Here is a 22256-nt window from a genome sequence, read left to right on the forward strand (position 1 = left end):
AGTCCCTCTCCCCCTAGGTTACAATTATTATTTTACGTTTTCGTTAATGAATTTAACGATATCTCCTGTTGGTGTGCCAGGTGTAAATACAGCTGCTACACCAGCTTCTTTCAATCCAGGAATATCCGCATCAGGAATTACACCACCACCAATAACGAGTACATCACCCATGCCTTTAGCTTTTAAAAGCTCAACAATTTTAGGGAACAATGTATTATGTGCACCAGAAAGAAGAGATAATGCAACTACATTAACGTCTTCAGAAAGTGCTGCTTCTACGATTTGTTCTGGTGTTTGACGAAGACCTGTGTAGATTACTTCAAAACCAGCATCGCGAAGTGCGCGTGCTACTACTTTTGCACCACGGTCATGACCATCAAGACCTGGTTTTGCAACGATTACTCTAATACGTTTTTCTGCCATGATATATTACCTCCGAAATTAGCCGTTATTATAATGTAGCGTGAGCTTCGTATTCACCGAATACTTCGCGCAATACATTACAAATTTCACCCAAAGTAGCGTATGTTTTTACTGCTGCAAGAATTAATGGCATTAAGTTAACATTTTCGTCTTCTGCACCTTTTTTCAATTCTGCAAGAGCTGCATCAACTGCTGCTTGATCACGTTCTGCACGAACGGCTTGTGTTTTCTTAGATTGGTTAACACCTACGGAAGCGTCTACACGAAGTAAGTCTTTTGGAGCTTCTTCTTCAACTTGGAATTTATTAACACCTACAATTGTACGTAAGCCAGATTCAACTTCCATTTGCCATTTATAAGCAGATTCTTGGATTTCTTTTTGGATGTAGCCTTTTTCGATTGCTACTACAGCGCCGCCCATTTCATCGATTTTTTTAATGTATTCCATAGCTTCGTCATAGATAGCATTAGTCATAGCTTCTACATAGTAAGAGCCACCCAATGGGTCAACTACATCAGCTAAACCAGATTCGTAAGCTACGATTTGTTGTGTACGAAGAGCTACTTGTACAGATGCTTCTGTAGGAAGCGCCAACGCTTCGTCGCGAGAGTTAGTATGTAAGGATTGAGTACCACCCATTACAGCGGCAGCAGTTTGTAACGCCACACGAACGATGTTGTTATCAACTTGTTGTGCAGTCAACATGGAACCAGCTGTTTGAGTATGTACACGAAGCATCATAGATTTTGGTTTTTTAGCACCAAAACGTTCTTTCATGATAGTCGCCCATAAACGACGGGATGCACGGAATTTCGCTACTTCTTCAAGTACGTTGTTGTGTGCATTCCAGAAGAAGGACAAACGACCTGCGAAGGAGTCAACATCAAGACCTGCTTTCAATGCTGCTTCTACGTACGCAATACCATCAGCAATTGTAAATGCAATTTCTTGCGCTGCTGTGGAGCCTGCTTCGCGGATATGGTAACCAGAAATGGAGATTGTATTCCATTTTGGCACGTGTTGAGAGCAATATTCAAAAATATTTGTAATCAAACGCATAGATGGTTTTGGTGGGAAAATATATGTACCACGAGCTGCGTATTCTTTCAAAATATCATTTTGAATTGTACCCATTAATTCTGTGGAAGGTACACCTTGTTTTTCAGCAACTGCAATGTACATCGCCAACAAAACGGAAGCTGGTGCGTTGATTGTCATAGACGTGGAAACTTTACCAAGATCAATACCATCGAACAAGATTTCCATATCTTTCAAGGAGTCAATCGCAACGCCTACTTTACCAACTTCACCTTCTGCCATTACGTCGTCGGAATCATAGCCGATTTGTGTAGGCAAGTCAAATGCACAAGAAAGGCCTGTTGCACCAGACTCGATAAGGTAACGGTAACGTTTGTTAGATTCTTCGGCAGTTGCGAAACCTGCGTACATACGCATTGTCCAGAAACGGCCACGGTACATAGTAGGTTGCACACCACGAGTATATGGGAATTCACCAGGAAGCCCCAAGTCGCGTTCGTAATCAAAACCTTCAATGTCTACTGGAGTGTAAACACGATTATATTTTAAATTTTGACGCTCTGGCGTTTTCGCAGATCTTTCGTCACAAAGTTTGTTGTACTCAGCAATTTGGGCTTTAAGGTTTTCGTAAGCCATGTTTTCATCATCCTCCTAAAACAACAGGTTATTTTTTCATGCTTCCTGTATCAATGAAGCGTTTATGCCAAGAAAGAGCTTCGTCTAGCAACATCGGAGTATGGGCATTCTTAGTTGCTGCTAATGCTTTTTCTAGGTATTCAGTTAACATTGGTTTGTAATCTGGATGAGCGCATTTTTCAATAATCAAACGAGCTCGTTCTACAGGACACAAACCTCGACAGTCTGCAACACCTTGTTCTGTACAGAAAATCATAGTGTCATGTTCAGTATGATCTACATGAGATACAAATGGAACAATAGAGCTAATATCACCATTTTTTGCTACAGAACTAGTACAGAAAATAGTAAGGTATGCACTGCGTGCAAAGTCACCAGAACCACCTACACCATTCATCATTTTTGTCCCCATAACATGAGTGGAGTTTACATTGCCTAGAATATCGAATTCAATAGCTGTATTCATAGCAATAACACCTAAACGACGAGCGATGCCAGGGTTGTTTGACAATTCTTGAGGTCGAAGAATAATTTTTTTACGATATTCATCGATATTATCATAGAATCGTTTCAATCCATCTGGAGAAGGACTTAAGGCTGTACCAGAGCACACTGTAACTTTACCAGCGTCGATCAAATCAAACATACCATCTTGAATTACTTCAGTATAAATAGATAAGTTTGTAAATGGACCTTGTGCTAAACCACTAATTACAGCATTTGCTACAGAACCTACACCAGATTGTAAAGGAAGCAAATTCTCAGGTAAGCGGCCCGCTTTGATTTCATTTTGGAAAAATTCAATCAAATTTTGACTCATTGCTTTTGCATCATCATCAATTGGTGCTAGCGGTCTAGTTGTATCAGGAATATCACAAGCTACAATCGCTACAATCTTATCTGGATCGCAAGGAATAGCCTCTGTACCAATTCGATCACCTGGCGTATCTAATGGAATCAGTTTACGATGTGGTGGATCCAATGGTTCATAAATATCATGCATCCCCACCAAAGATAATGGTTGAGATACATTTACCTCTACAATTACTTTTTTGGCTTGACTTACAAATGTTGGTGAATTACCTACAGATGTAGTCGGCACAATAGAGCCATCTTCATTAACTTGTACAGCTTCAATGATAGCTACATCTAAATCACCAAAAAAACCATAGCGGATATTTTGAGCCATTGCACTTAAGTGCATATCAATGTACTTCATATGTCCACTATTCAATGCTTTTCGTGTATCCGTATTTGTTTGGTACGGGAATCGACGATTGATACCGTCTACACGAGTTAATGCTCCGTCTGCTTCATCGCCTACGGAAGCGCCTGTCCACAAATCAATCTTGAATGGTTCTGTTTCCATTCGTTTAGCCAATGCTAATGGTACAGCTTTTGCATACCCAGATGGAGTAAAGCCAGAAATACCAACTTTATCATTTGGATTAATCAGTTTTGCTGCTTCATCAGCAGAGACAATTTTACCTTGGAGGGCCGCGCCTTTAACGCGGTCTTTGATGTCTATCATCATTACCATCTCCTTAATTAAGTAAACCTTGTTAAACGACAGTTGATCTCTTGGTTTTAGATTTATTCCTTAAACCGCTTTCATCGTATTCTCTTTACAGTCTATTGTCAACTTATATGCATAAAACGTATTTTTCACCGCACAAATTACCCCTTTCATTCCTAAAACTCATTAATAATGCTCTTTAGGAATAAGTTTTATTCACAACGGTATAACCGTCAGGAATTATTGATATGCTATCACATCTTGTAACTTCCCAACAAAATCGATACCTTTCTATACAGTATATTGAGTTTATTTGATAAACTCGTTCTACATATAGATAATATAAAAACTAAAATCTTTTCATAGTCATGTAACATTTTTAAATATCACTAAAAAGGTTATTTTTAAACATACAAAAAACCAGTCTTCTATAGTTCCATTATAAAACATAATAGACATCTATAAAAGACTGGTTATGATTAACTTCATACAAGTTACACTGAACAGCTAGTTACTTCAATATATAGTTACGCTTAATAATTGCAGTATCTATCGGTTTAAATGAACTTTCATAAAGGCTCCAATAAGCCCCATAAGTTGCCAAAAAATCATTGTCACTTGATGACTATAAAGTTCAAAATCTGATAAACCACTGACGAGAACACCTACAACGAGTGCACCTACACCAATTTGAGCGGCTTGTCTAAATATATCTCCTTTTAAGCTGATAGAAGCATAGACATGACAGACTAACACAGCTAAAAAGGAAATCAATCCGGGTATCCCCGCTTCGGCAAGGACGTTCAAATATAAATTATGGGCATGGTACATAAGAACCTGTGGTCCTTGAATATAATAGTTATAGTCGGGATACACCAAGAAGAATGTATTCCACCCAATCCCAAACAACGGATGTTCTCTGACGATATAACTTGTGCTATCCCATAAGGCCCATCGTAAATCTGCCGATGTATCAGTACCTTGGAATATAGACCATAAACGGGAAGCAATTTCCCCTTCGTAACAATATAATACTAATGGAATGAGTAATATAGACCAAAAAAGCTTTCGTTCTACGAAGATAGCCCAATATAGAATCATGGCTGCAAAGCTAATCCAAATCCCTCTCGAATAGGTTAAGACCAACGTTAAAAATAAAACGATACCAATAGGAATCATCATAAGTGCGTCTTGTTTATGACGACCTTTACTGATCAACTCATTTTCACCATCTTCTTTCGGTCCTTTGACATAGACCAAAATATAACTAATGACAACACTTAGGATCATCAATAAGTAAGCTCCCAATAGATTTGGGTTTTGCAATGTAGACGCCATGCGCCGCATCAATTTAGGGAACTGCGTGGCATCTACCCATTCTTTAATATGAATGTTAGGGAGAAAAATATATTCATAAATACCAATACAACAGACTAATAATGCGGTCCCCACCAAACATTGTAAGAAATAGCGCCACTGTTTAGGCTTCGATATATAGGTTCGAACTAAATAGTACATACCGCCGCCAGCGACGATTTGATAGACCCAACTGCCTAGAGACCACTGCCAATGATCCGATAACAGTGCAGATAACCCCGTCCAAGCTACAAAAATCGCAACAGTCCATGACAAATAACCGGTAGGTAAAGTCAAATTGCCTCGTCGCACTAAATCAACAAAAGCAATGGCCAAGGTTATCCATAACAACACGTCCCCTACGAGGGGTTGCAACGGCATAGCAATAACAATGCCATATATAAGCCGCTCCACGTAGAAACGCAGTTTAGTTTCTGTAGGAAATAAAGAATGATTCATAATAGCACCTTAATGACTCAACCGTTGCTGTAGCCATTGACGAGCCATTCCTAAAATATAGAGTGAGCCACAAACAACGATAATATCGCCATCCTGACTATGTTTGAAAGCTAACTCTAAGCCTTTCTCCACATCAGCCGCCGTTTGAGCCACTACATGAGGCACTTGTTGTCTCACAATAGTGACGAGTTGCTCTGGTGTCTCCGTCCGATCTGTCGGAGCCGGTACAGCAATGACTATATCTTTTGGTTTTACAACATTGCCAATAATACCTACTTCGTCTTTATCCTTCAAAATAGCCATCACTATTGTTTTTGGCTTATCTTTATATAATTCTCCATAGGTCATAGCAAATGCTTCTGCACCAGCTGTATTATGAGCGCCGTCAAAAATAAAAATACGATTTAACCCGCACTTTACTTCAAATCGACCTGGCCATATAGCTCGGGCAAAGCCTTCACGTATCGTTTCTTCGCTAATCGCCTCATCCTGTTCCATTAATAATCGTACAGTTTGTAATGCACACGCTAAGTTAACAGCTTGATGAATACCAGGCATAGTAGTAAACAGCATGGCTGGTGCATCTTTATCGGTACTAATAGTAATCATTTGGCCCCCTGTAACTGCACTGCGGCTATCTACCCCAAACTGTTGATTAAAGATGTAAATAGGAGCTTTTTTCTTTTTGGCTACACCTTCAATAATGCGAAGTGGTCCTTGTTGAGCGGCCGTAATAAGAGGAACTCCCTCTTTAATAATACCAGCTTTATGTTCTGCAATCTCTTCTACTGTATCCCCACAATAGGCTTGATGGTCAAGTGTCACATTTGTAATGACTGTAGCAATAGGTTCTACTACATTAGTGGAATCTAATAAGCCCCCTAAGCCTGCTTCAATAACGGCATAATCAACACCTTGTTCTTTGAAAAAAAGAAAAGCTGCGGCCGTTAACATTTCAAACTGCGTCGGTGCTTCCATACCATGAGCTACCATTTTTGTAACCCCATCTTGTATAGAAAGTATGAGATTCCCAAAAGCCTCTTTCGTAATTTCTGCATCATTAATTTGAATACGCTCTGTATATGATTCAAGGTGAGGCGATGTAAATCGCCCCACCCTCAATCCACTGGTAAACAGAGCATACGAAATATAGGTCGTTACTGAACCTTTGCCATTAGTACCAGCTACATGGATAATCTTATAGTCTTTTTCTGGATGATCCAGATAATCCAATAAAGTTTGAATCCGTTCCACTCCTGGCTTAATTCCAAAAGATGCGGCCGATTCAAGGTAGGCTAAGGCTTCTTCGTATGTCATATAAACCTCCTATAAGGTTTGTAAGAACGCTTCCCGTTCTAACAACGCTTGTTGTTTTTGTTTATATTCTTCTAGTTTTTCTTTTTCTTTTGCCACTACAGCTTCTGGCGCTTTAGCAAGGAACCCTTCATTGCCAAGCTTACCTTCTAATCGAGCAATTTCTTTTTTCAATTGCTCTTTTTCTTTAGCAATACGTTCTTTTTCTTTATCTGTATCAATAAGATCCTTTAATAGAAGGTATACTTCCATACCATTCACAACAGTTACAGTGGCATTTTCTGGTTTACTATCATTAGCATCTAAGATGGTTACTCTTTCAGCCCATGCGAGAGTGACAAAGTAATCGCTATGATCTGCTACAGCTTTAGCAATAGATGCATCTGTAGGAGCTACGATAACTTCTGCTTTTTTCCCTAACGGTACATTCATTTCTGCCCGCATATTGCGAATGCCTTTAATAGCATCCATCATAATCTCCATTTGGCGTGCTGCTTCATCAAGGTTTGTGAAAGCTAACGCTTCTGGCCATTGAGCACGAACGATACTATCCCCTTCATGAGGCAAGTGTTGCCAAATATGTTCTGTTACAAATGGCATGAATGGATGTAACAATTCTAACATATGACGCAAAATCGTTACCAATAAATACTGTACGGTACTGCGATCTCGTTCATTGCTATCGCTATACAAACGAGGTTTTGCAAGCTCGATATACCAGTCACAGTACGTATTCCAAATGAAATCATACACAGAACTTGCTGCTTCACCTAATTCAAATTTATCTAAATTAGCAGTAATGCTTCGTACGGTTTCATTGTATTTAGCAATAATCCATTTATCTGCTAACGTTAAATCTGCTTCATTAGGAATGAAGTTTTCATCATAGTTCGTTAAATTCATAAGAACGAATTTAGATGCGTTCCAAATCTTATTGGCAAAGTTGCGATTTGCCTCTACGCGTTCCATGTAAAAACGCATATCATTGCCTGGTGTATTACCTGTAACAAGAGTAAAACGCAATGCATCAGCACCATATTGGCGAATCACGTCTAATGGATCAATACCATTGCCCAAGGATTTACTCATTTTACGACCTTGACTATCTCGTACAAGGCCATGAATAAATACATGTTTAAATGGAATTTCTTTTTCAAATTCGAGCCCCATAAAGATCATACGAGCCACCCAGAAGAAAATAATATCGTAACCAGTAACAAGTACACTAGTAGGATACCACTGTTTCAATTCTGCTGTTTCTTCTGGCCATCCCATCGTTGCGAAAGGCCACAAACCAGAGCTAAACCATGTATCTAATACATCTGGATCTTGTGTTACAGGGCCATGACAATGAGGACATTCCGTAATATCTTCACGACTAACGATAGTTTCACCACAGTTATCACAATACCATGCTGGAATACGATGTCCCCACCATAATTGGCGTGAAATCGTCCAATCTCGAATATTTTCAAGCCAATTTACATAAGTCTTTGTAAATCGCTCTGGAACAAATTGAACGTCACCATCTTTTACGACTTTCAAAGCCGGCTCCGCAAGCGGTTTCATGTTGACAAACCATTGTTTAGAAATCATTGGTTCAATAATCGTTTTACAACGAGAACAATGGCCTACTGCATGGTCATGGTCTTCCACTTTATCTAACAAACCAAGATCTTGCAATTCCGCAACTACTTGTTTTCTTGCCTCTTCACGAGTTAATCCACTAAATTTACCGGCCCCTTCATTCATAGTCGCATCGTTATTCATGACTACAATGGATTCTAAATTATGTCGTTGCCCCATTTCAAAGTCATTAGGATCATGAGCTGGCGTAATTTTTACACAACCAGTACCAAAACTAGCATCTACATACTCATCGGCAATGACTGGAATTTCGCGATTTACAAATGGTAATATCAATGTTTTACCGATTAAATCTTTGTAGCGTTCATCATCTGGATTAACGGCTACCGCTACGTCCCCAAACATTGTTTCAGGACGAGTAGTAGCAACGATAACGAAACGACTATCATCACCTTTTACAGGATATTTAATATGCCATAAATGGCCGTGTTCATCTTCGTGATCTACTTCTACATCAGATAATGCAGTAGCACAACGAGGACACCAATTGATGATTCGTTCACCACGATAAATTAAACCTTTTTCATAGAGGCTTACGAATACTTCGCGAACAGCACGGTAATAACCGTCATCCAAGGTAAAACGCTCTCTATCCCAATCGCAAGAAGCGCCGAGGCTGCGAATTTGTTTTACAATAGTATCGCCGTACTCTTTTTTCCATTCCCATACGCGTTCTACGAACTTTTCACGACCTAAATCATGGCGACTTTTACCTTCGTTGGCAGCTAACATTTCTTCTACTTTAATTTGCGTAGCAATACCAGCATGGTCTGTACCAGGCATCCACAACACATTGTAGCCTTGCATCCGTTTAAAACGGATCAAAATATCTTGCAATGTATTATCTAATGCATGTCCCATATGCAACATACCTGTTACATTAGGCGGTGGTAATACGATGCTAAAAGGTTCTTTATCTGTATCTACTTCTTCGTGAAAGTATCCTTGATTTTCCCAGTAGGAATACCACTTACTTTCAATATCACCAGGATTGTAGGTGGTCAAATTTTCGTAGGTTTTCATCGTTCCTCCTAAAGTTTGGATTTAACGTTTCATGATATTGGCTAATACAAAGAGGCTCGTTTCATAGAGCAAAATCATAGGTAAGGCAATCATTATTTGCGAGAACATATCTGGTGTTGGCGAAATAACAGCACCTATGATAAAAGCCAACAATATAAAGAATTTACGTTTCGTTTTCAAAAATTGGGATGTAATTAAATTAAAATATCCCATAATGATAATAATCAAAGGTAGCTCAAAAATAAAGCCAAAAGGTAGCACAAAGGAAAGTACAAAATCAAGATACTGCCCTACCGAGAACATCGGTTGTAATTCATCGGTAGCAAAGCCCATAAAAAACACAACTGCTGCTGGCAATACTAAGGTATAGGAAAAAACTATGCCTATAATAAACAATATAATCGCTACTGGCAGAACCCAATTGGATATAGATTTTTCCCGTACCGTTAACGCTGGTTTTACAAATCCCCAAATTTGGTACAGAATAACTGGCGTAGCAATGACAAAGCCGCCTACTACAGAGACCTTTAAATACGTGAAAAATGCTTCTGTAGGCCGCATGTAGTAAAGTTTACCACCGGGGGCCAATAAAAGTTCTAATAAAAAATCTACATAATAATACGCTATACCTGTTCCAATGACAACGGCAATAGCCATAATAATGATTCGTTGTCTCAATTCTGCTAAATGACCGACTAGCGACAACTGAGCCGCTTCATCCATTATTTTCTGCTCTGTTTCTGTATATACCGGCTCTACGCTTTGTTCCTCATCAGGAATTACCGTATATTGCAGTTGTTCTTCTTGTTGTATTTGTGCGCGCCGTTTTTGGCGAACTACGCTATCAAAAGAAGGTTTCTTTATGGGATATTCGAAATCTTTAGGTTCGAAAGCCTCCATATTATACCTTTCTATTTAATAAGTTCTGAACAGCTAATACTAAAATCTCTTTACCTTCAAAATCTCTTATATTCGCTAATGCATTGAGAGCATCATTGCAATATTGTTCTGCAATGGCCAAGGTATTATCAATACCACCCGCAGCGATAACATAGTCGATAATCTCTTTTTCATCTTTCCCATTATGAAGGTCTTTAATATCAGCTAATAAGCGTTCTTTATTATTATCAGTAACAATACTGAGCAACGGATAAGTCAAAAGACCTTCTCGCAAATCATTGCCAACAGGTTTTCCCGTTGTATCAGAAGTCTCTCGGTAATCCATAATATCATCGGTAATTTGGAATGCCATTCCTAGAGCATGGCCGTATTTTTTTAGCTCTACGATTTCCTCTTGGCTCCACTTACCCAATAAGCCTCCTAGCTCCATACAGCCTTCCATAAAGTCAGCGGTTTTTTTCTGAGTCTTCTCCATATATCGCTGAACCCCTTGATTGATGCGATATACATCTTCCATTTGCATAAATTCACCCTCTACAAGGCATGTAATGATATGAGAGAAAATTTTTAAATACTCCATAGTTGGCATGTCAGAAACAATACTAAAAGCCTTTGCAAATAAATAATCACCACTTAGAATAGCTACTTTATTTCCTTTATGTTTATGAATTGTCTCTTCTCCACGACGAATATCTGCTTGATCTAATACATCGTCGTGAATCAATGTGGCTAAATGAAGCAACTCTACCGCTTCAGCAACCTTTATGCGTTCCTCTTCTACTGAATCTCCTGCATTGGCAACGAGCAAGCACAATTGTGCTCGCAAGCGCTTACCTCCAGCAGCAGATAAAGGGCGAATCAATTCGTTGAAATCTTCTGCCCCTGTCTGTAAAGATGCTGCAAGAGCTCGTTCCACACCCTCTAAATCTAGAGCAATGCGTTCCATCATCTCTATATGATTCACAGTACTCATGCTTCATCTCCTAGTAATACCTTATTAATTCGTTGTTGTAGCAATTCTCGTCCCGTATGTTTTAATGAGCTATATAAAATAGGTGCTGTCCCTGTAGGATATAAGGCTTTAATTTTCGCTAAATTAGCATTTTTTTCTTTAGCCGTCAATTTATCAGCCTTTGTCACTACAATTTGGAGCGGTACGCCAGCTTCTACGAGCCAATCAAAAGCCACTTTATCAATAGGCATTTCTAGATGGCGTCCATCTATTAATAAACACAACAACATCAAACGTTCAGAGTGCAAAATATAATCGGCAATAAAGGAAGACCACAAATCGCGATTCCCTTTATTGGTCTTTGCAAATCCATACCCCGGCAGATCGACTAAGAACCAATTGTAGCGACGTTCTTCTGTGTCGCTAATATCTTCTTTCGATTCAACATCAAAGAAATTGATCGTCTTAGTCTTACCGGGCTGTCCACTAACGAGAGCTAATCCGCGATAATTACAAAGAGAGTTAATCAAAGATGATTTGCCTACATTAGAGCGCCCGATGAAAGCCACTTCAACAGTATCCCCTTCTGGATACTGTTCAGCTTTCACACAAGATGTATTATATTTTGCGGCTATAATACGAGGCCCTTTCGTTTCTTTTCTCGTATATTGCGGTTTAGGCCCCATTTGTTTGGTGGATTTTTTCTTTTTTTGCATTATAAAAGTGCCTTTGCTAAAACTTCATCCATTGTTTTTACTGGCGTAATGATGAGCCCTTCTTTCACACTATCTGGTAATTCAGGAATATCTTTTTCATTGCCTTTTGGAATGAATACTTCTTTCACGCCATACGCTAAAGCGGCTAATAGTTTTTCTTTTAACCCTCCAATTGGAAGGACGCGACCACGCAAGGTTATTTCCCCAGTCATAGCTAAATCAGCGCGCACTTTACGGTCTGTTAATGCAGAGACCATAGCTAATGTCATAGTAATACCAGCAGATGGACCATCTTTAGGGGTAGCCCCTTCTGGTAAGTGAACGTGAATATCTAAGGTTTTATAAAAATCTTCTTGAATCCCTAGTTTTTTAGCATTATGTCTAATATAGCTCATCGCTGCTTGTCCAGATTCTTGCATAACTTTACCTAAACTACCTGTCAAGGAAAGTTTGCCCGTGCCACTCATCGTCGTGGCCTCACAAGGTAATACTACACCACCTACAGAAGTCCAAGCAAGACCATTTACATAACCTACTTGAGCTTTCTTTTCTCGTTCTTCTTCTACGAAAATAGGTGACCCTAAATAGTCAGATAATGTTTTTACTGTCACCTTTGGTGCTTCTACAGATTCTTCAACAATTTGGTAAGCCATTTTACGACAAATGTTAGCAATCGTTTTTTCTAATCGACGAACACCAGCTTCGCGAGTATATTCGGAAATAACTTTTTTCAAAACGCTATCAGATAATTTAACTTTATAATCTTTTAAGCCGTTTTTCTCAATTTGTTTTGGCGCTAAATAGCGTTTAGCAATTTCTAATTTTTCTTCTTCTGTATAACTAGATACTTCAATGATTTCCATCCGATCTAGCAATGGCCCTGGAATATTAGATGCTACATTAGCTGTCGTAATCCAGAATACTTCGGAGAAATCGAAAGGAATTTCAATAAAGTGATCGCTAAATGTACTATTTTGCTCTGGATCCAATACCTCTAATAATGCAGAAGATGGATCTCCTTTGTAATCAGATGCTAATTTATCAATTTCATCTAGCAAGAATACAGGGTTCTTAGTGCCTGCATTTTTGATGCCTTGAATCATACGACCTGGCAAAGCGCCAATATATGTTCTACGATGACCGCGAATTTCAGCTTCATCTCGAACGCCACCTAAAGAAGCGCGTATGAACTTACGGTTCATAGCTTTTGCAATAGATGTAGCTAAAGATGTTTTACCAACACCTGGTGGTCCTACCAAACAAAGAATGGAACCACTGTTTTTACCAGTTAACTTACGGACTGCTAAAAATTCTAAAATTCGTTTTTTTACTTTTTCTAAACCATAATGATCTGCTTCTAAAATATCTTTTGCTTCATTAATATCTAACCGATCTTCAGACAAAGTATTCCAAGGTAAGCCTAATACCCAGTCTAAATAATTGCGCAAAATAGTCGATTCTGGCATCATTTGTGGCATCCGGCTATAGCGAGAAATTTCTTTCTCAATACGGTTATGAATATCTTCACTCAAATTAAGAGCCTTCAATTGTTTACGCAGTTCTTCTGCTTCTTCTTCAGGGTCCCCTTTATCACCTAATTCATCATGAATAACGCGGATTTTTTCGCGCAAGAAATATTCTTTTTGTGCTTTTTCCATCGATTGTCGCACTTTATCATTAATAGAGTTTTCTAAATCAGAAATTTGCATTTCCATATTTAGAATCCCTACAATCATATTTAAGCGACGAGCTACCAATAGTTCTTCCAATAATTCTTGTTTTTTCTGAATGTCGATAGGCAATAAAAACGCCACTTGGTCTGCTAATTCAGAAGGATCGCGAATATCCATAATTCGCTCTACTGTTTCTTCTGTAGTTGCTCGCGCTTCTGCAGCCCAATCGTTAAATTTACTTTGTACTAATCGACGATAGGCTTCTAATTCTACGTCATCTTCAAATACGGAGCCTAATCGTTCATAATCGCCTACATAATGCGGTTCTCGGCTAGTAATATTCATAACGCGAAGGCGCGTAATACCTTCCACTAGCACGCGTACAATACCACCTGGCAATCGTAGCATTTGCTTAATTTTTACAAGAGTCCCTACAGGCGCTAAATCATGAACAGTAGGAGCATCAATGGAATCGTCTTTTTGGGTAATGACCGCTAAAATACGATCTTCATTCATCGCCGCTTCTACAGCTTTGATAGACGCTTCTCGACCAATATCGAGATGAATCACAAGGTTTGGATATACAACCATACCTCTAAGTGGGACCGTAGGAATACCGATCTCTAATAAGCTCATAGTTCCTCCAAGGATATATTATGAAAAGAAACTCATTCCTACACAGAAATGAGTTTCTTCAAATTACAATGTTAGCTTAATGTTTTCGTTTGCCTCATTTTTAAGTGTAGGTACATCTGTGCCCAACACGGCTTCACGAGTTACTATGCACTTCGTTACATCTTCCATAGATGGAACTTCATACATAACTTGCTTCATTACTTTTTCAATAATGGAGCGCAAACCACGAGCACCAGTTTTTCGTTGCAATGCTTCATCAGCAATTGCTTCTAATGCATCGTCTGTAAAAGTCAACTCTACACCATCAAGGGATAGAATTTTCTCATATTGTTTAGTCAATGCATTTTTCGGTTTTGTCAAAATTTGGATTAATGCGTCTCGATCTAATTGTTCTAATGTTACCATCACTGGCAAACGACCAATAAACTCAGGAATCAAACCAAATTTCAATAAATCTTCTGGCACAACGTCTTTCAAGATTTCCGTTATATTTCGTTCCTCTGTACGTTGTACATCAGCACCAAAACCTAGTGTTTTCTTAGCAGTCCGTTTGCTAATAACTTTATCCATACCATCGAATGCACCCGCACAAATAAATAAAATATTTGTTGTGTCAATTTGAAGCATTTCTTGGTTTGGATGTTTCCGACCACCTTGTGGCGGTACAGATGCAACAGTACCTTCTAAGATTTTTAATAGTGCTTGTTGCACCCCTTCACCAGACACATCACGTGTAATGGAAGGGTTCTCAGACTTGCGGGCAATTTTATCGATTTCATCGATATAAATGATACCTTGTTCAGCCCGAGTAATGTCATAATCAGCAGCTTGGATCAATTTGAGTAGAATATTTTCTACATCTTCACCTACATAACCTGCTTCCGTTAAGCTTGTAGCATCTGCCATAGCAAATGGTACATCTAACATTCTTGCTAATGTTTGAGCTAGTAATGTTTTACCACTACCAGTAGGTCCTATAAATAGAACATTTGATTTCTGTAATTCTACATCGTCTACAACATTATCTGTTTGCAACCGTTTGTAGTGATTATATACAGCCACCGCAAGGGAAACTTTAGCATCATCTTGACCAATTACATATTGGTCAAGATGTGCTTTGATTTCTTTTGGCGTTGGCAATTCTTTTAATTCAAAGTCATTAGCACGCAAATCCTCTAGTTCATCGTCGATGATTCGTTCACATACGTCAACGCATTCATCGCAAATATACACATCAGGACCAGCTACTAATTTTTTGACTTCATCACTTGTGCGACCACAAAAACTGCAGCGCGCTTTGTCTTTATCGTTTGCCAAGGAACGCCTCCATTATTTGCTTTCACCAGGTTCGCGTGTTAGCACTTCGTCAATCAAGCCATATTCTACAGCATCTTGAGCACTCATGAAGTTATCGCGATCTGTATCACGCGCGACCACTTCAATATCTTGTCCGCTGCGGGACGCTAATATACCATTTAATTCTTCACGCATGCGAAGGATTTCGCGAGCATGAATTTCGATTTCTGATGCTTGACCTTGTACACCACCTAATGGTTGGTGAATCATAACGCGCGCATGAGGTAAGGCAAAGCGTTTGCCTTTTTCACCTGCTGCCAATAATACGGCACCCATACTTGCTGCAGAACCTACGCAAATAGTAGATACATCTGGCTTAATGTATTGCATTGTATCATAAATAGCCATACCAGCAGTCACTACACCACCAGGGCTATTAATATACAAATGAATATCTTTATCTGGATCTTCCGCTTCTAAGAATAGCATTTGCGCAATAACAGCATTTGCTACATTATCATCAATAGGACCACCTAAAAAGATAATGCGGTCTTTTAACAAACGAGAGTAAATATCGTAAGAACGCTCGCCGCGTTCACTTTGTTCAACTACAATTGGTACATACATATTTCTTATCACCTTTTCATGTACCTAGTAAGCAAGTATTACTCTGCAGCTTTCGCACCTTTTGCATTGTCGATAATGAATCGAGCTGCTTTTTTACGGCCTACAGAACCTGCCAACATAGCTACACGACCTTCTTTTGCAATAATATCCCAAACTTCGTTAGGATCTGCTCCAAAGTTTTGAGCCATCATGAAAATTTCACGGTTCATATCATCTGGAGTTACTTCGATAGCTTCTGCAGTTGCGATTGCATCAAGAACTAAGTCAGCACGTACATTTTCAGCAGCAGTTTCTTTATACTCTTCACGTAAATCCTCTACAGTTTTGTTGGAGAATTTGAAATAGTCTTCTAATTTCAAGCCGCGGCCTTCCATGTTCATAGCCAATTCTTGAATCATTTGTTCTACACGATCAGTCACCATTACTTCTGGAATGTCAACAGTAGCGTTTTTCACTGCTGTTTGAATCAATTCAGCATTATAGTTGTCGATAGCACGACGAGTTGCATCTTCTTCTAATTTTTTGCGAAGATCTGCTTTCAATTCATCCATAGTTTGGTAAGCGCTAGATTCTTTAGCAAATTCATCGTTTAACTCAGGCAATTCTTTGCGTTTAATGTCGTGAATATGAGTTTTGAATTCTGCTTCTTTACCTGCTAATTCAGCTACAAAGTAGTCTTCAGGGAATGTTACTTTTACAGTTACATCATCACCAGCTTTTGCACCAATCAATTGATCTTCAAAGCCAGGAATAAAGCTACCGGAACCGATTTGTAGTGGATAGGATTTACCTTCACCACCGTCGAAAGGTTTGCCATCGATGGAACCAGCGAAGTCGATTACTGCGAAGTCATCTTTTTGAATTGTAGCGCCTTCTTCAGCAACTACCATTTTCGCTTGTTGTTCACGAATAGCGTTTAATTGTTGTTCAATTTGTTCTTCAGTTACAGTGCTATCTTGTTTTTCAGCGTCTAAACCTTTGTATTCGCCAAGAGTTACTTCTGGACGTTTAGTCAAAGTAGCTTTGAATACCAAGTCTTTGCCTTCTTCAAATTGTACGCGTTCGATTTCTGGATCAGAAACAGGAACAATATCATTTTCTCGAAGAGCTGCATTGTAGTTTTGGCTAGCTAATACTTCAAAAGCTTCTTCTAACACAGCATCTTTACCAAAGTTCATTTCCAATATACGGCGTGGCGCATGGCCTTTACGGAAACCTGGAATGTTTACTTGGTTTGCGATACGTTTTACAGCTTGTTTAACACCTTTATCTACTTCTGCTGCTGGTACTTCAATAGTCAAAGTTACTACGTGTTGATCAACAGGATTTACAGTCGCTTTCATTAAAATATGTCCTCCTTGAAGGGCAAAAGCCCAAATTTCTGTAGTATATTATGCATTCCTTATAATAACACAAATCGAAAATCAATGCAATTACCTGAAAAGTCAAAGTAATTTCGCAAAAAGTCAAATCGCTAAATCGCGGTTTCATTATAAAGAAGCAGCCACCCTAAGGATGGCTGCTATAACGAGCTAGCAACGGTAATACTAGTTGTCTTTTGCAATTAATTTGATAATGTCACGACGAGATAATACACCAATCAATTTGTAGTCTTTATCTACTACTGGTACGTTTTTCAAATGTTGGTCCAACATAACAGACACTACTTCTTCTACATCTGTTTCTGGTGTAGTTGTTACTACCTCATCACTCATCAATTCATGAACATGGGAAGCTAATAGTTTTTTAAATTTGGAATTATATTCACCAATGCCATTGTAATAAATACTAGCACCTAATACGTTTACGTAATGAGGCACATGAGGACGCACTTTTTTATACAATAAATCGCCTTCGGAAATAATACCTAATAATTTATTGTTTTCATCGACTACGGACAACGCTGTCAAATTGTATTTCACCAATAAATCCGCTACATCAGAAATCGGTGCATCTTTGCTAACAGTAACAGGATATTTATTCATTACATCTTGGATCTTCATAGAAATCCCTCCTTAAAAATAACTTTAGCTTAATTATACTATTCGCTTTTAAATATGAAAACTCCTTTTTAAATATCTTTAATATGTATTAAAATTATAAATCGCATATTACCAATGATAAGGTTCATTGCGATTGATTTTAGCAGTTCTATAAATTTGTTCTACTAATAATAGCCGCACCATCTGATGGGTAAACGTCATAGGGCTAAATGAGAGTTTTTGATGCACAGAACGTCTCAACGCATCGCTTACACCAAACGCACCACCAATAATGAAGGCCATATCACTAACGCCATCCACTTCTAGGTTTGCAATAGATTTCGCCAGTTCTTCAGAAGACATAGTCTTGCCATATACATCAAGAAGCACCGTATAAGCCGAGGCTGGTACTGCTTTTAGTAAGCGCTGCCCTTCTTCTTCAACCACTTTTCGACGTTCTACATCGCCTGCTTTATCGCCAATTTTGCTTTCATTTAATTCAGTAATCGTAATACCCCCATAAGGACGCATACGCTTTACAAACTCTCCTACACCATCGCGCAAATAAGCATCTTTTAATTTTCCAATACAAATAATAGTAAATCGCATTTATCGTTTCCCTATCATAGATATAATTTCATTAGGCTGACCATGTTGCAATTTCATTTCTGGTCCAATTTTAACGCCCCCATCGACGAGCATATTGCCTATCGTTTGGGTCACGCAAACAGTATTGTTATTATTCTCAGAGCGGTGAGCCAATATGACTTGCATAAATTCAGGCCTCCTCATCATCAACAGCGTTTGTGCTGCCATTTCATTACTTAAATGTCCTAAATCACTGGCTACCCGTTGTTTTAAAAAAGGTTGATATGGACCATAGCGCAATAGATGCGGATCATAATTAGCCTCTAAGACAAATAATGTCGTATCGTCTAAACGAGCTAATATATTATCGGTAACAATCCCTGTATCAGTAAGTATGGTAACTTTCTCACGGCCACCAAACACATTAATACCAATCGGATCAGCTGCATCATGACTGACATCAAAGGACTCTACCGTTAGACTTCCTAATTGTAAACTGCCCTTCGTAATGGGAATGAGTTGGTGTTTAGGAACCATCATTTTATCTTGAATTTCGCGCCATGTATCGTGTTTCGTATAAACAGGAACATCATATTTCTTTAAAAATTGTTCCAATCCAGCAATGTGATCACTATGTTCGTGACTAATAAAAATCCCCTCTACATGATGTATATCAATATGCAGCGCTTTTAACCCATTAATGATACGACGACAACTGATGCCTGCATCGTGAATAATGGCAGATTTCCCTTTTTTTACAATTGTACAATTTCCCTTACTTCCACTAGCTAACACGTGTACTTCTACTGCATAATCACTCATTATGAAAGTCTTTCCAATCGTTCAACAAAATATTTCATATTGTCCTCTATATTAGGTCCTCGTCTAAACATGTCTCCCCCTACTAAGAACATCGTATCTGAACCATATAGAGATACAAGTTCATCTAGGCGAGCATCAGTAACGCCGCCTCCTGGAGACGGACAGGCCGTTTTTATAAATCTATTATCATCTTTAATATAGTGGCTAATCCGTTCACATTGTTCTTTAGTGAAAGTAAAGCGTCCACCATAAGAAACAAAAATAGGCATATCCGCACCAAACAAGCGCGGCAACCACCCTAAATATAAATAGTCTGCAATACCAGAAATCCCTGAGCTAACGAAACCACCGCCAAAAGCAGGATGACCAATAATTGGCAAGCCTAAGCTTTCATCTGTAGCAAGAGCATGGAGCCATCCAAAACCAGTTAAGCTAGGAGCTATCATCAAAGCCGTAGCACCTACACCTTTAGCGTAATGCGCACGTTCCAATACATCAGTGCCATCACAAGATACATTGGCTGCATATAAAGTATGCATTCCATGGACCTCATTCATCTCTTGTACAGCAGAGGCACAACGAGCCACACGGTCTTTAAAATTAGAAAAACTTTGATTTGTAATACCATGATCATCTTTAATAACATCCGCTCCACCTCTAGTATAGGCAGCACACATGCGAGCCAATTCCTCATTAGGAATCCCCATAGGTTTTACAACAGCCTGAATCATAGCTCGTTTCGGGGTATGTACGATGCGACGAACACCTTCTATTCCAAAACGCGGCCCCTTAAAGATTTCATACATAGACGGAGTTAATTCAATATGAACAACCCAAATATCTGGCTGTAGCGACGAATTACCAAAGATAACATTCATCAATTGTGTAGCTTCATCACCAACTGTACTCACATGATAGGAAATACGAGCCACATAATAAGATGTCCCTTCGCTAGGTTCTATTCCCATGCTATAAGGTGAATCATCACTCATCACCTCTAACGATTCTAATCGACCTGTAATATGTTCTTTTATATATGGATCTACAACAAATTCATAAGGGAATTCAATACTTTGTTCCACTTGAATGGCCCAGGCAATTTGTTTTGCTTCTTCATAACTAGTAGCTTTAATGCGATAGGTTACTATAAAACGTTCTTCCGTCATACATCCTACCTCCTTATTATAGTTCTTAATTATAAACTAAAAGGCACCCTAAGCATAGGGTGCCTTTTAGTTTAATATAGGGAAATAGTATATGTTCTGATATTGTTATTGTCCAAATAATAGAATCTATTATTGATAGAAATGTTTTGGATAACCTTTATAACGTGTGAAATGACGATATTTGCGAGTTGCTGTGTTACCATCATTATCGCTTTTATAACCAAAACCATTAAATAACATATTTAATAATACTGCTACAATACTACCAGCAGTAATACCAGACTCTAAAATAATTTGTGCCCCAGCCGGGAAATGCTCATAAAAGTGTGGTGCTGTCATCGGAATCATAGATACGCCAATACTAATAGCTACTAACATCAAATTATAATTACTATCAAAATGGACCTTCCCTAGGGATCTAATTCCACTAGCAATAATCATGCCGAACATAGCAATGCCTGCACCACCTAAAACAGCATTCGGTATACAAGCTACAATAGCTGCCAATTTAGGGAACAAACCTAATACGATAAGAATAACACCAGACATAGCTACTACAAAACGACTCTTTACGCGAGTTACTGCAATAAGACCTACGTTTTGAGCAAATGCAGTATATGGGAAACTATTTAAAACACCACCGATCATAGTAGATAAGCCATCTGCACGGAGAACTGCAGCCAATTCCTTTTGTCCAATTTTTTTATCTACAATCTCGCCTACCGCAATACTATCACCTGTAGTTTCTACCATTACTACAAGCATTACAATAATCATAGAAACAACAGAAGCGAAATCAAATTTTGGAAAACCAAAATAGAATGGCTCTATGATAGAAATCCATTGTGCTCTACCAACTTCATCGAAGTTGGTAATGCCTACGGCCATAGCCAAAACAGTTCCCAATATCAAACCCACTAAAACCGCTAGATTTCCGAAAAATCCTTTACCAAACCGATATGTCAATACAACAATAACAAAGGTGGCTACACCAAGAGCGATATTGGTAATACTACCAAACTCAGGGTTACCAACGCCACCACCTAGCCATCGTACTGCAACAGGCATAAGGTTAATACCAATAATAGTAATAATCGTGCCTGTCACAACAGGTGGGAATAAACGAATCAGTCTACTAAAGAATGGAGCCACTAAAAAAGTAAATAAACCACCTAAAATAATAGCCCCATAGATAGTAGCCATATCATGCTGAGAACCTATTAAAATCATAGGTCCTACAGAAGCAAATGTTACACCTTGAATCAATGGGATACGACCACCAATATTACCAAATCCAATCGTTTGAATCAAGGTAGCAATACCACAAGTAAACAAGTCTGCTGTAATTAATCGAATTAAGTCTTCAATTGGTAAATTCATCGCTTGTGCAATGATAATTGGTACTGCTACTGCCCCTGCGTACATGGCTAATACGTGTTGTAAGCCATATGCAAACATCTGCGGCAACGGAACCATACCGTCTAC

At 38.7% G+C, this 22256-nt stretch carries 18 protein-coding genes; all 18 read right to left on the bottom strand.

Going from position 1 to position 22256, the window contains the following annotated elements:
* Positions 1-27 precede the first annotated feature (27 nt).
* Positions 28-423 (bottom strand): cobalamin B12-binding domain-containing protein, encoded by a 396-nt coding sequence (locus NFR29_RS00535; RefSeq protein ID WP_251421620.1) that lies wholly within the window; start codon positions 421-423, stop codon positions 28-30.
* 28 nt (positions 424-451) lie between these two features.
* A complete protein-coding gene (locus NFR29_RS00540; RefSeq protein WP_251421622.1) occupies positions 452-2098 on the bottom strand; it encodes an acyl-CoA mutase large subunit family protein in 1647 nt (548 codons plus the stop codon).
* Between the two features lie 28 nt (positions 2099-2126).
* The gene (locus NFR29_RS00545; protein WP_251421624.1) at positions 2127-3632 is read right to left on the bottom strand and encodes an acetyl-CoA hydrolase/transferase family protein; all 1506 of its coding nucleotides are present in this window, start codon (positions 3630-3632) and stop codon (positions 2127-2129) included.
* Positions 3633-4163: 531 nt separating this feature from the next.
* Complete coding sequence (locus NFR29_RS00550) at positions 4164-5429, bottom strand: O-antigen ligase family protein (protein ID WP_251421627.1); 1266 nt, start codon at positions 5427-5429, stop codon at positions 4164-4166.
* A gap of 9 nt (positions 5430-5438) precedes the next feature.
* Positions 5439-6746 (bottom strand): bifunctional folylpolyglutamate synthase/dihydrofolate synthase, encoded by a 1308-nt coding sequence (locus NFR29_RS00555; protein ID WP_251421630.1) that lies wholly within the window; start codon positions 6744-6746, stop codon positions 5439-5441.
* Between the two features lie 9 nt (positions 6747-6755).
* Complete coding sequence (locus NFR29_RS00560) at positions 6756-9413, bottom strand: valine--tRNA ligase (protein ID WP_251421633.1); 2658 nt, start codon at positions 9411-9413, stop codon at positions 6756-6758.
* A 21-nt stretch (positions 9414-9434) separates the two neighbouring features.
* Positions 9435-10313 carry a twin-arginine translocase subunit TatC gene (gene tatC / locus NFR29_RS00565; RefSeq protein WP_251421636.1) on the bottom strand — a complete coding sequence of 293 codons (879 nt, stop codon included), beginning with the start codon at positions 10311-10313 and terminating at the stop codon, positions 9435-9437.
* 1 nt (position 10314) lies between these two features.
* On the bottom strand, positions 10315-11286 hold the full coding sequence (locus tag NFR29_RS00570; RefSeq protein WP_251421639.1) for a polyprenyl synthetase family protein: 972 nt from the start codon (positions 11284-11286) through the stop codon (positions 10315-10317).
* Positions 11283-11981, bottom strand: coding sequence for a ribosome biogenesis GTP-binding protein YihA/YsxC (yihA, locus tag NFR29_RS00575; protein WP_251421642.1), 699 nt, complete (start codon positions 11979-11981; stop codon positions 11283-11285). The genes NFR29_RS00570 and yihA overlap by 4 nt, the downstream gene beginning before the upstream one ends.
* Positions 11981-14290: an endopeptidase La gene (gene lon / locus NFR29_RS00580; protein WP_251421645.1), complete on the bottom strand. Its 2310-nt coding sequence runs from the start codon at positions 14288-14290 to the stop codon at positions 11981-11983. The genes yihA and lon overlap by 1 nt, the downstream gene beginning before the upstream one ends.
* Before the next feature lie 63 nt (positions 14291-14353).
* Complete coding sequence (gene clpX / locus NFR29_RS00585; protein WP_251421648.1) at positions 14354-15607, bottom strand: ATP-dependent protease ATP-binding subunit ClpX; 1254 nt, start codon at positions 15605-15607, stop codon at positions 14354-14356.
* Positions 15608-15619: 12 nt separating this feature from the next.
* Positions 15620-16213, bottom strand: coding sequence for an ATP-dependent Clp endopeptidase proteolytic subunit ClpP (gene clpP, locus NFR29_RS00590; protein WP_251421651.1), 594 nt, complete (start codon positions 16211-16213; stop codon positions 15620-15622).
* Between the two features lie 38 nt (positions 16214-16251).
* Complete coding sequence (gene tig / locus NFR29_RS00595; RefSeq protein WP_251421655.1) at positions 16252-17556, bottom strand: trigger factor; 1305 nt, start codon at positions 17554-17556, stop codon at positions 16252-16254.
* Positions 17557-17760: 204 nt separating this feature from the next.
* Positions 17761-18216 (bottom strand): CBS domain-containing protein, encoded by a 456-nt coding sequence (locus NFR29_RS00600; RefSeq protein WP_251421657.1) that lies wholly within the window; start codon positions 18214-18216, stop codon positions 17761-17763.
* Between the two features lie 108 nt (positions 18217-18324).
* Positions 18325-18804 carry a 23S rRNA (pseudouridine(1915)-N(3))-methyltransferase RlmH gene (gene rlmH / locus NFR29_RS00605; protein WP_251421660.1) on the bottom strand — a complete coding sequence of 160 codons (480 nt, stop codon included), beginning with the start codon at positions 18802-18804 and terminating at the stop codon, positions 18325-18327.
* Positions 18805-19605: an MBL fold metallo-hydrolase gene (locus NFR29_RS00610; RefSeq protein ID WP_251421664.1), complete on the bottom strand. Its 801-nt coding sequence runs from the start codon at positions 19603-19605 to the stop codon at positions 18805-18807.
* Positions 19605-20771, bottom strand: a complete 1167-nt coding sequence (locus NFR29_RS00615) for a RuBisCO large subunit C-terminal-like domain-containing protein (RefSeq protein WP_251421667.1) — start codon at positions 20769-20771, stop codon at positions 19605-19607. Before NFR29_RS00615 ends, NFR29_RS00610 begins: the two co-directional genes overlap by 1 nt.
* Before the next feature lie 129 nt (positions 20772-20900).
* A complete protein-coding gene (locus NFR29_RS00620; protein ID WP_420908273.1) occupies positions 20901-22247 on the bottom strand; it encodes a nucleobase:cation symporter-2 family protein in 1347 nt (448 codons plus the stop codon).
* Positions 22248-22256 lie beyond the last annotated feature (9 nt).

It is taken from the genome of Veillonella agrestimuris (genome assembly GCF_943193065.1).
Lineage (GTDB): Bacteria > Bacillota > Negativicutes > Veillonellales > Veillonellaceae > Veillonella > Veillonella agrestimuris.

Excerpts from the sequence above, each read along its gene's own strand:
- NFR29_RS00535 (WP_251421620.1), bottom strand. The coding sequence starts at position 423 with ATGGCAGAAAAACGTATTAGAGTAATCGTTGCAAAACCAGGTCTTGAT.
- NFR29_RS00540 (WP_251421622.1), bottom strand. The coding sequence starts at position 2,098 with ATGGCTTACGAAAACCTTAAAGCCCAAATTGCTGAGTACAACAAACTT.
- NFR29_RS00545 (WP_251421624.1), bottom strand. The coding sequence starts at position 3,632 with ATGATGATAGACATCAAAGACCGCGTTAAAGGCGCGGCCCTCCAAGGT.
- NFR29_RS00550 (WP_251421627.1), bottom strand. The coding sequence starts at position 5,429 with ATGAATCATTCTTTATTTCCTACAGAAACTAAACTGCGTTTCTACGTG.
- NFR29_RS00555 (WP_251421630.1), bottom strand. The coding sequence starts at position 6,746 with ATGACATACGAAGAAGCCTTAGCCTACCTTGAATCGGCCGCATCTTTT.
- NFR29_RS00560 (WP_251421633.1), bottom strand. The coding sequence starts at position 9,413 with ATGAAAACCTACGAAAATTTGACCACCTACAATCCTGGTGATATTGAA.
- tatC (WP_251421636.1), bottom strand. The coding sequence starts at position 10,313 with ATGGAGGCTTTCGAACCTAAAGATTTCGAATATCCCATAAAGAAACCT.
- NFR29_RS00570 (WP_251421639.1), bottom strand. The coding sequence starts at position 11,286 with ATGAGTACTGTGAATCATATAGAGATGATGGAACGCATTGCTCTAGAT.
- yihA (WP_251421642.1), bottom strand. The coding sequence starts at position 11,981 with ATGCAAAAAAAGAAAAAATCCACCAAACAAATGGGGCCTAAACCGCAA.
- lon (WP_251421645.1), bottom strand. The coding sequence starts at position 14,290 with ATGAGCTTATTAGAGATCGGTATTCCTACGGTCCCACTTAGAGGTATG.
- clpP (WP_251421651.1), bottom strand. The coding sequence starts at position 16,213 with ATGTATGTACCAATTGTAGTTGAACAAAGTGAACGCGGCGAGCGTTCT.
- tig (WP_251421655.1), bottom strand. The coding sequence starts at position 17,556 with ATGAAAGCGACTGTAAATCCTGTTGATCAACACGTAGTAACTTTGACT.
- NFR29_RS00600 (WP_251421657.1), bottom strand. The coding sequence starts at position 18,216 with ATGAAGATCCAAGATGTAATGAATAAATATCCTGTTACTGTTAGCAAA.
- rlmH (WP_251421660.1), bottom strand. The coding sequence starts at position 18,804 with ATGCGATTTACTATTATTTGTATTGGAAAATTAAAAGATGCTTATTTG.
- NFR29_RS00610 (WP_251421664.1), bottom strand. The coding sequence starts at position 19,605 with ATGAGTGATTATGCAGTAGAAGTACACGTGTTAGCTAGTGGAAGTAAG.
- NFR29_RS00615 (WP_251421667.1), bottom strand. The coding sequence starts at position 20,771 with ATGACGGAAGAACGTTTTATAGTAACCTATCGCATTAAAGCTACTAGT.
- NFR29_RS00620 (WP_420908273.1), bottom strand. The coding sequence starts at position 22,247 with ATGGTTCCGTTGCCGCAGATGTTTGCATATGGCTTACAACACGTATTA.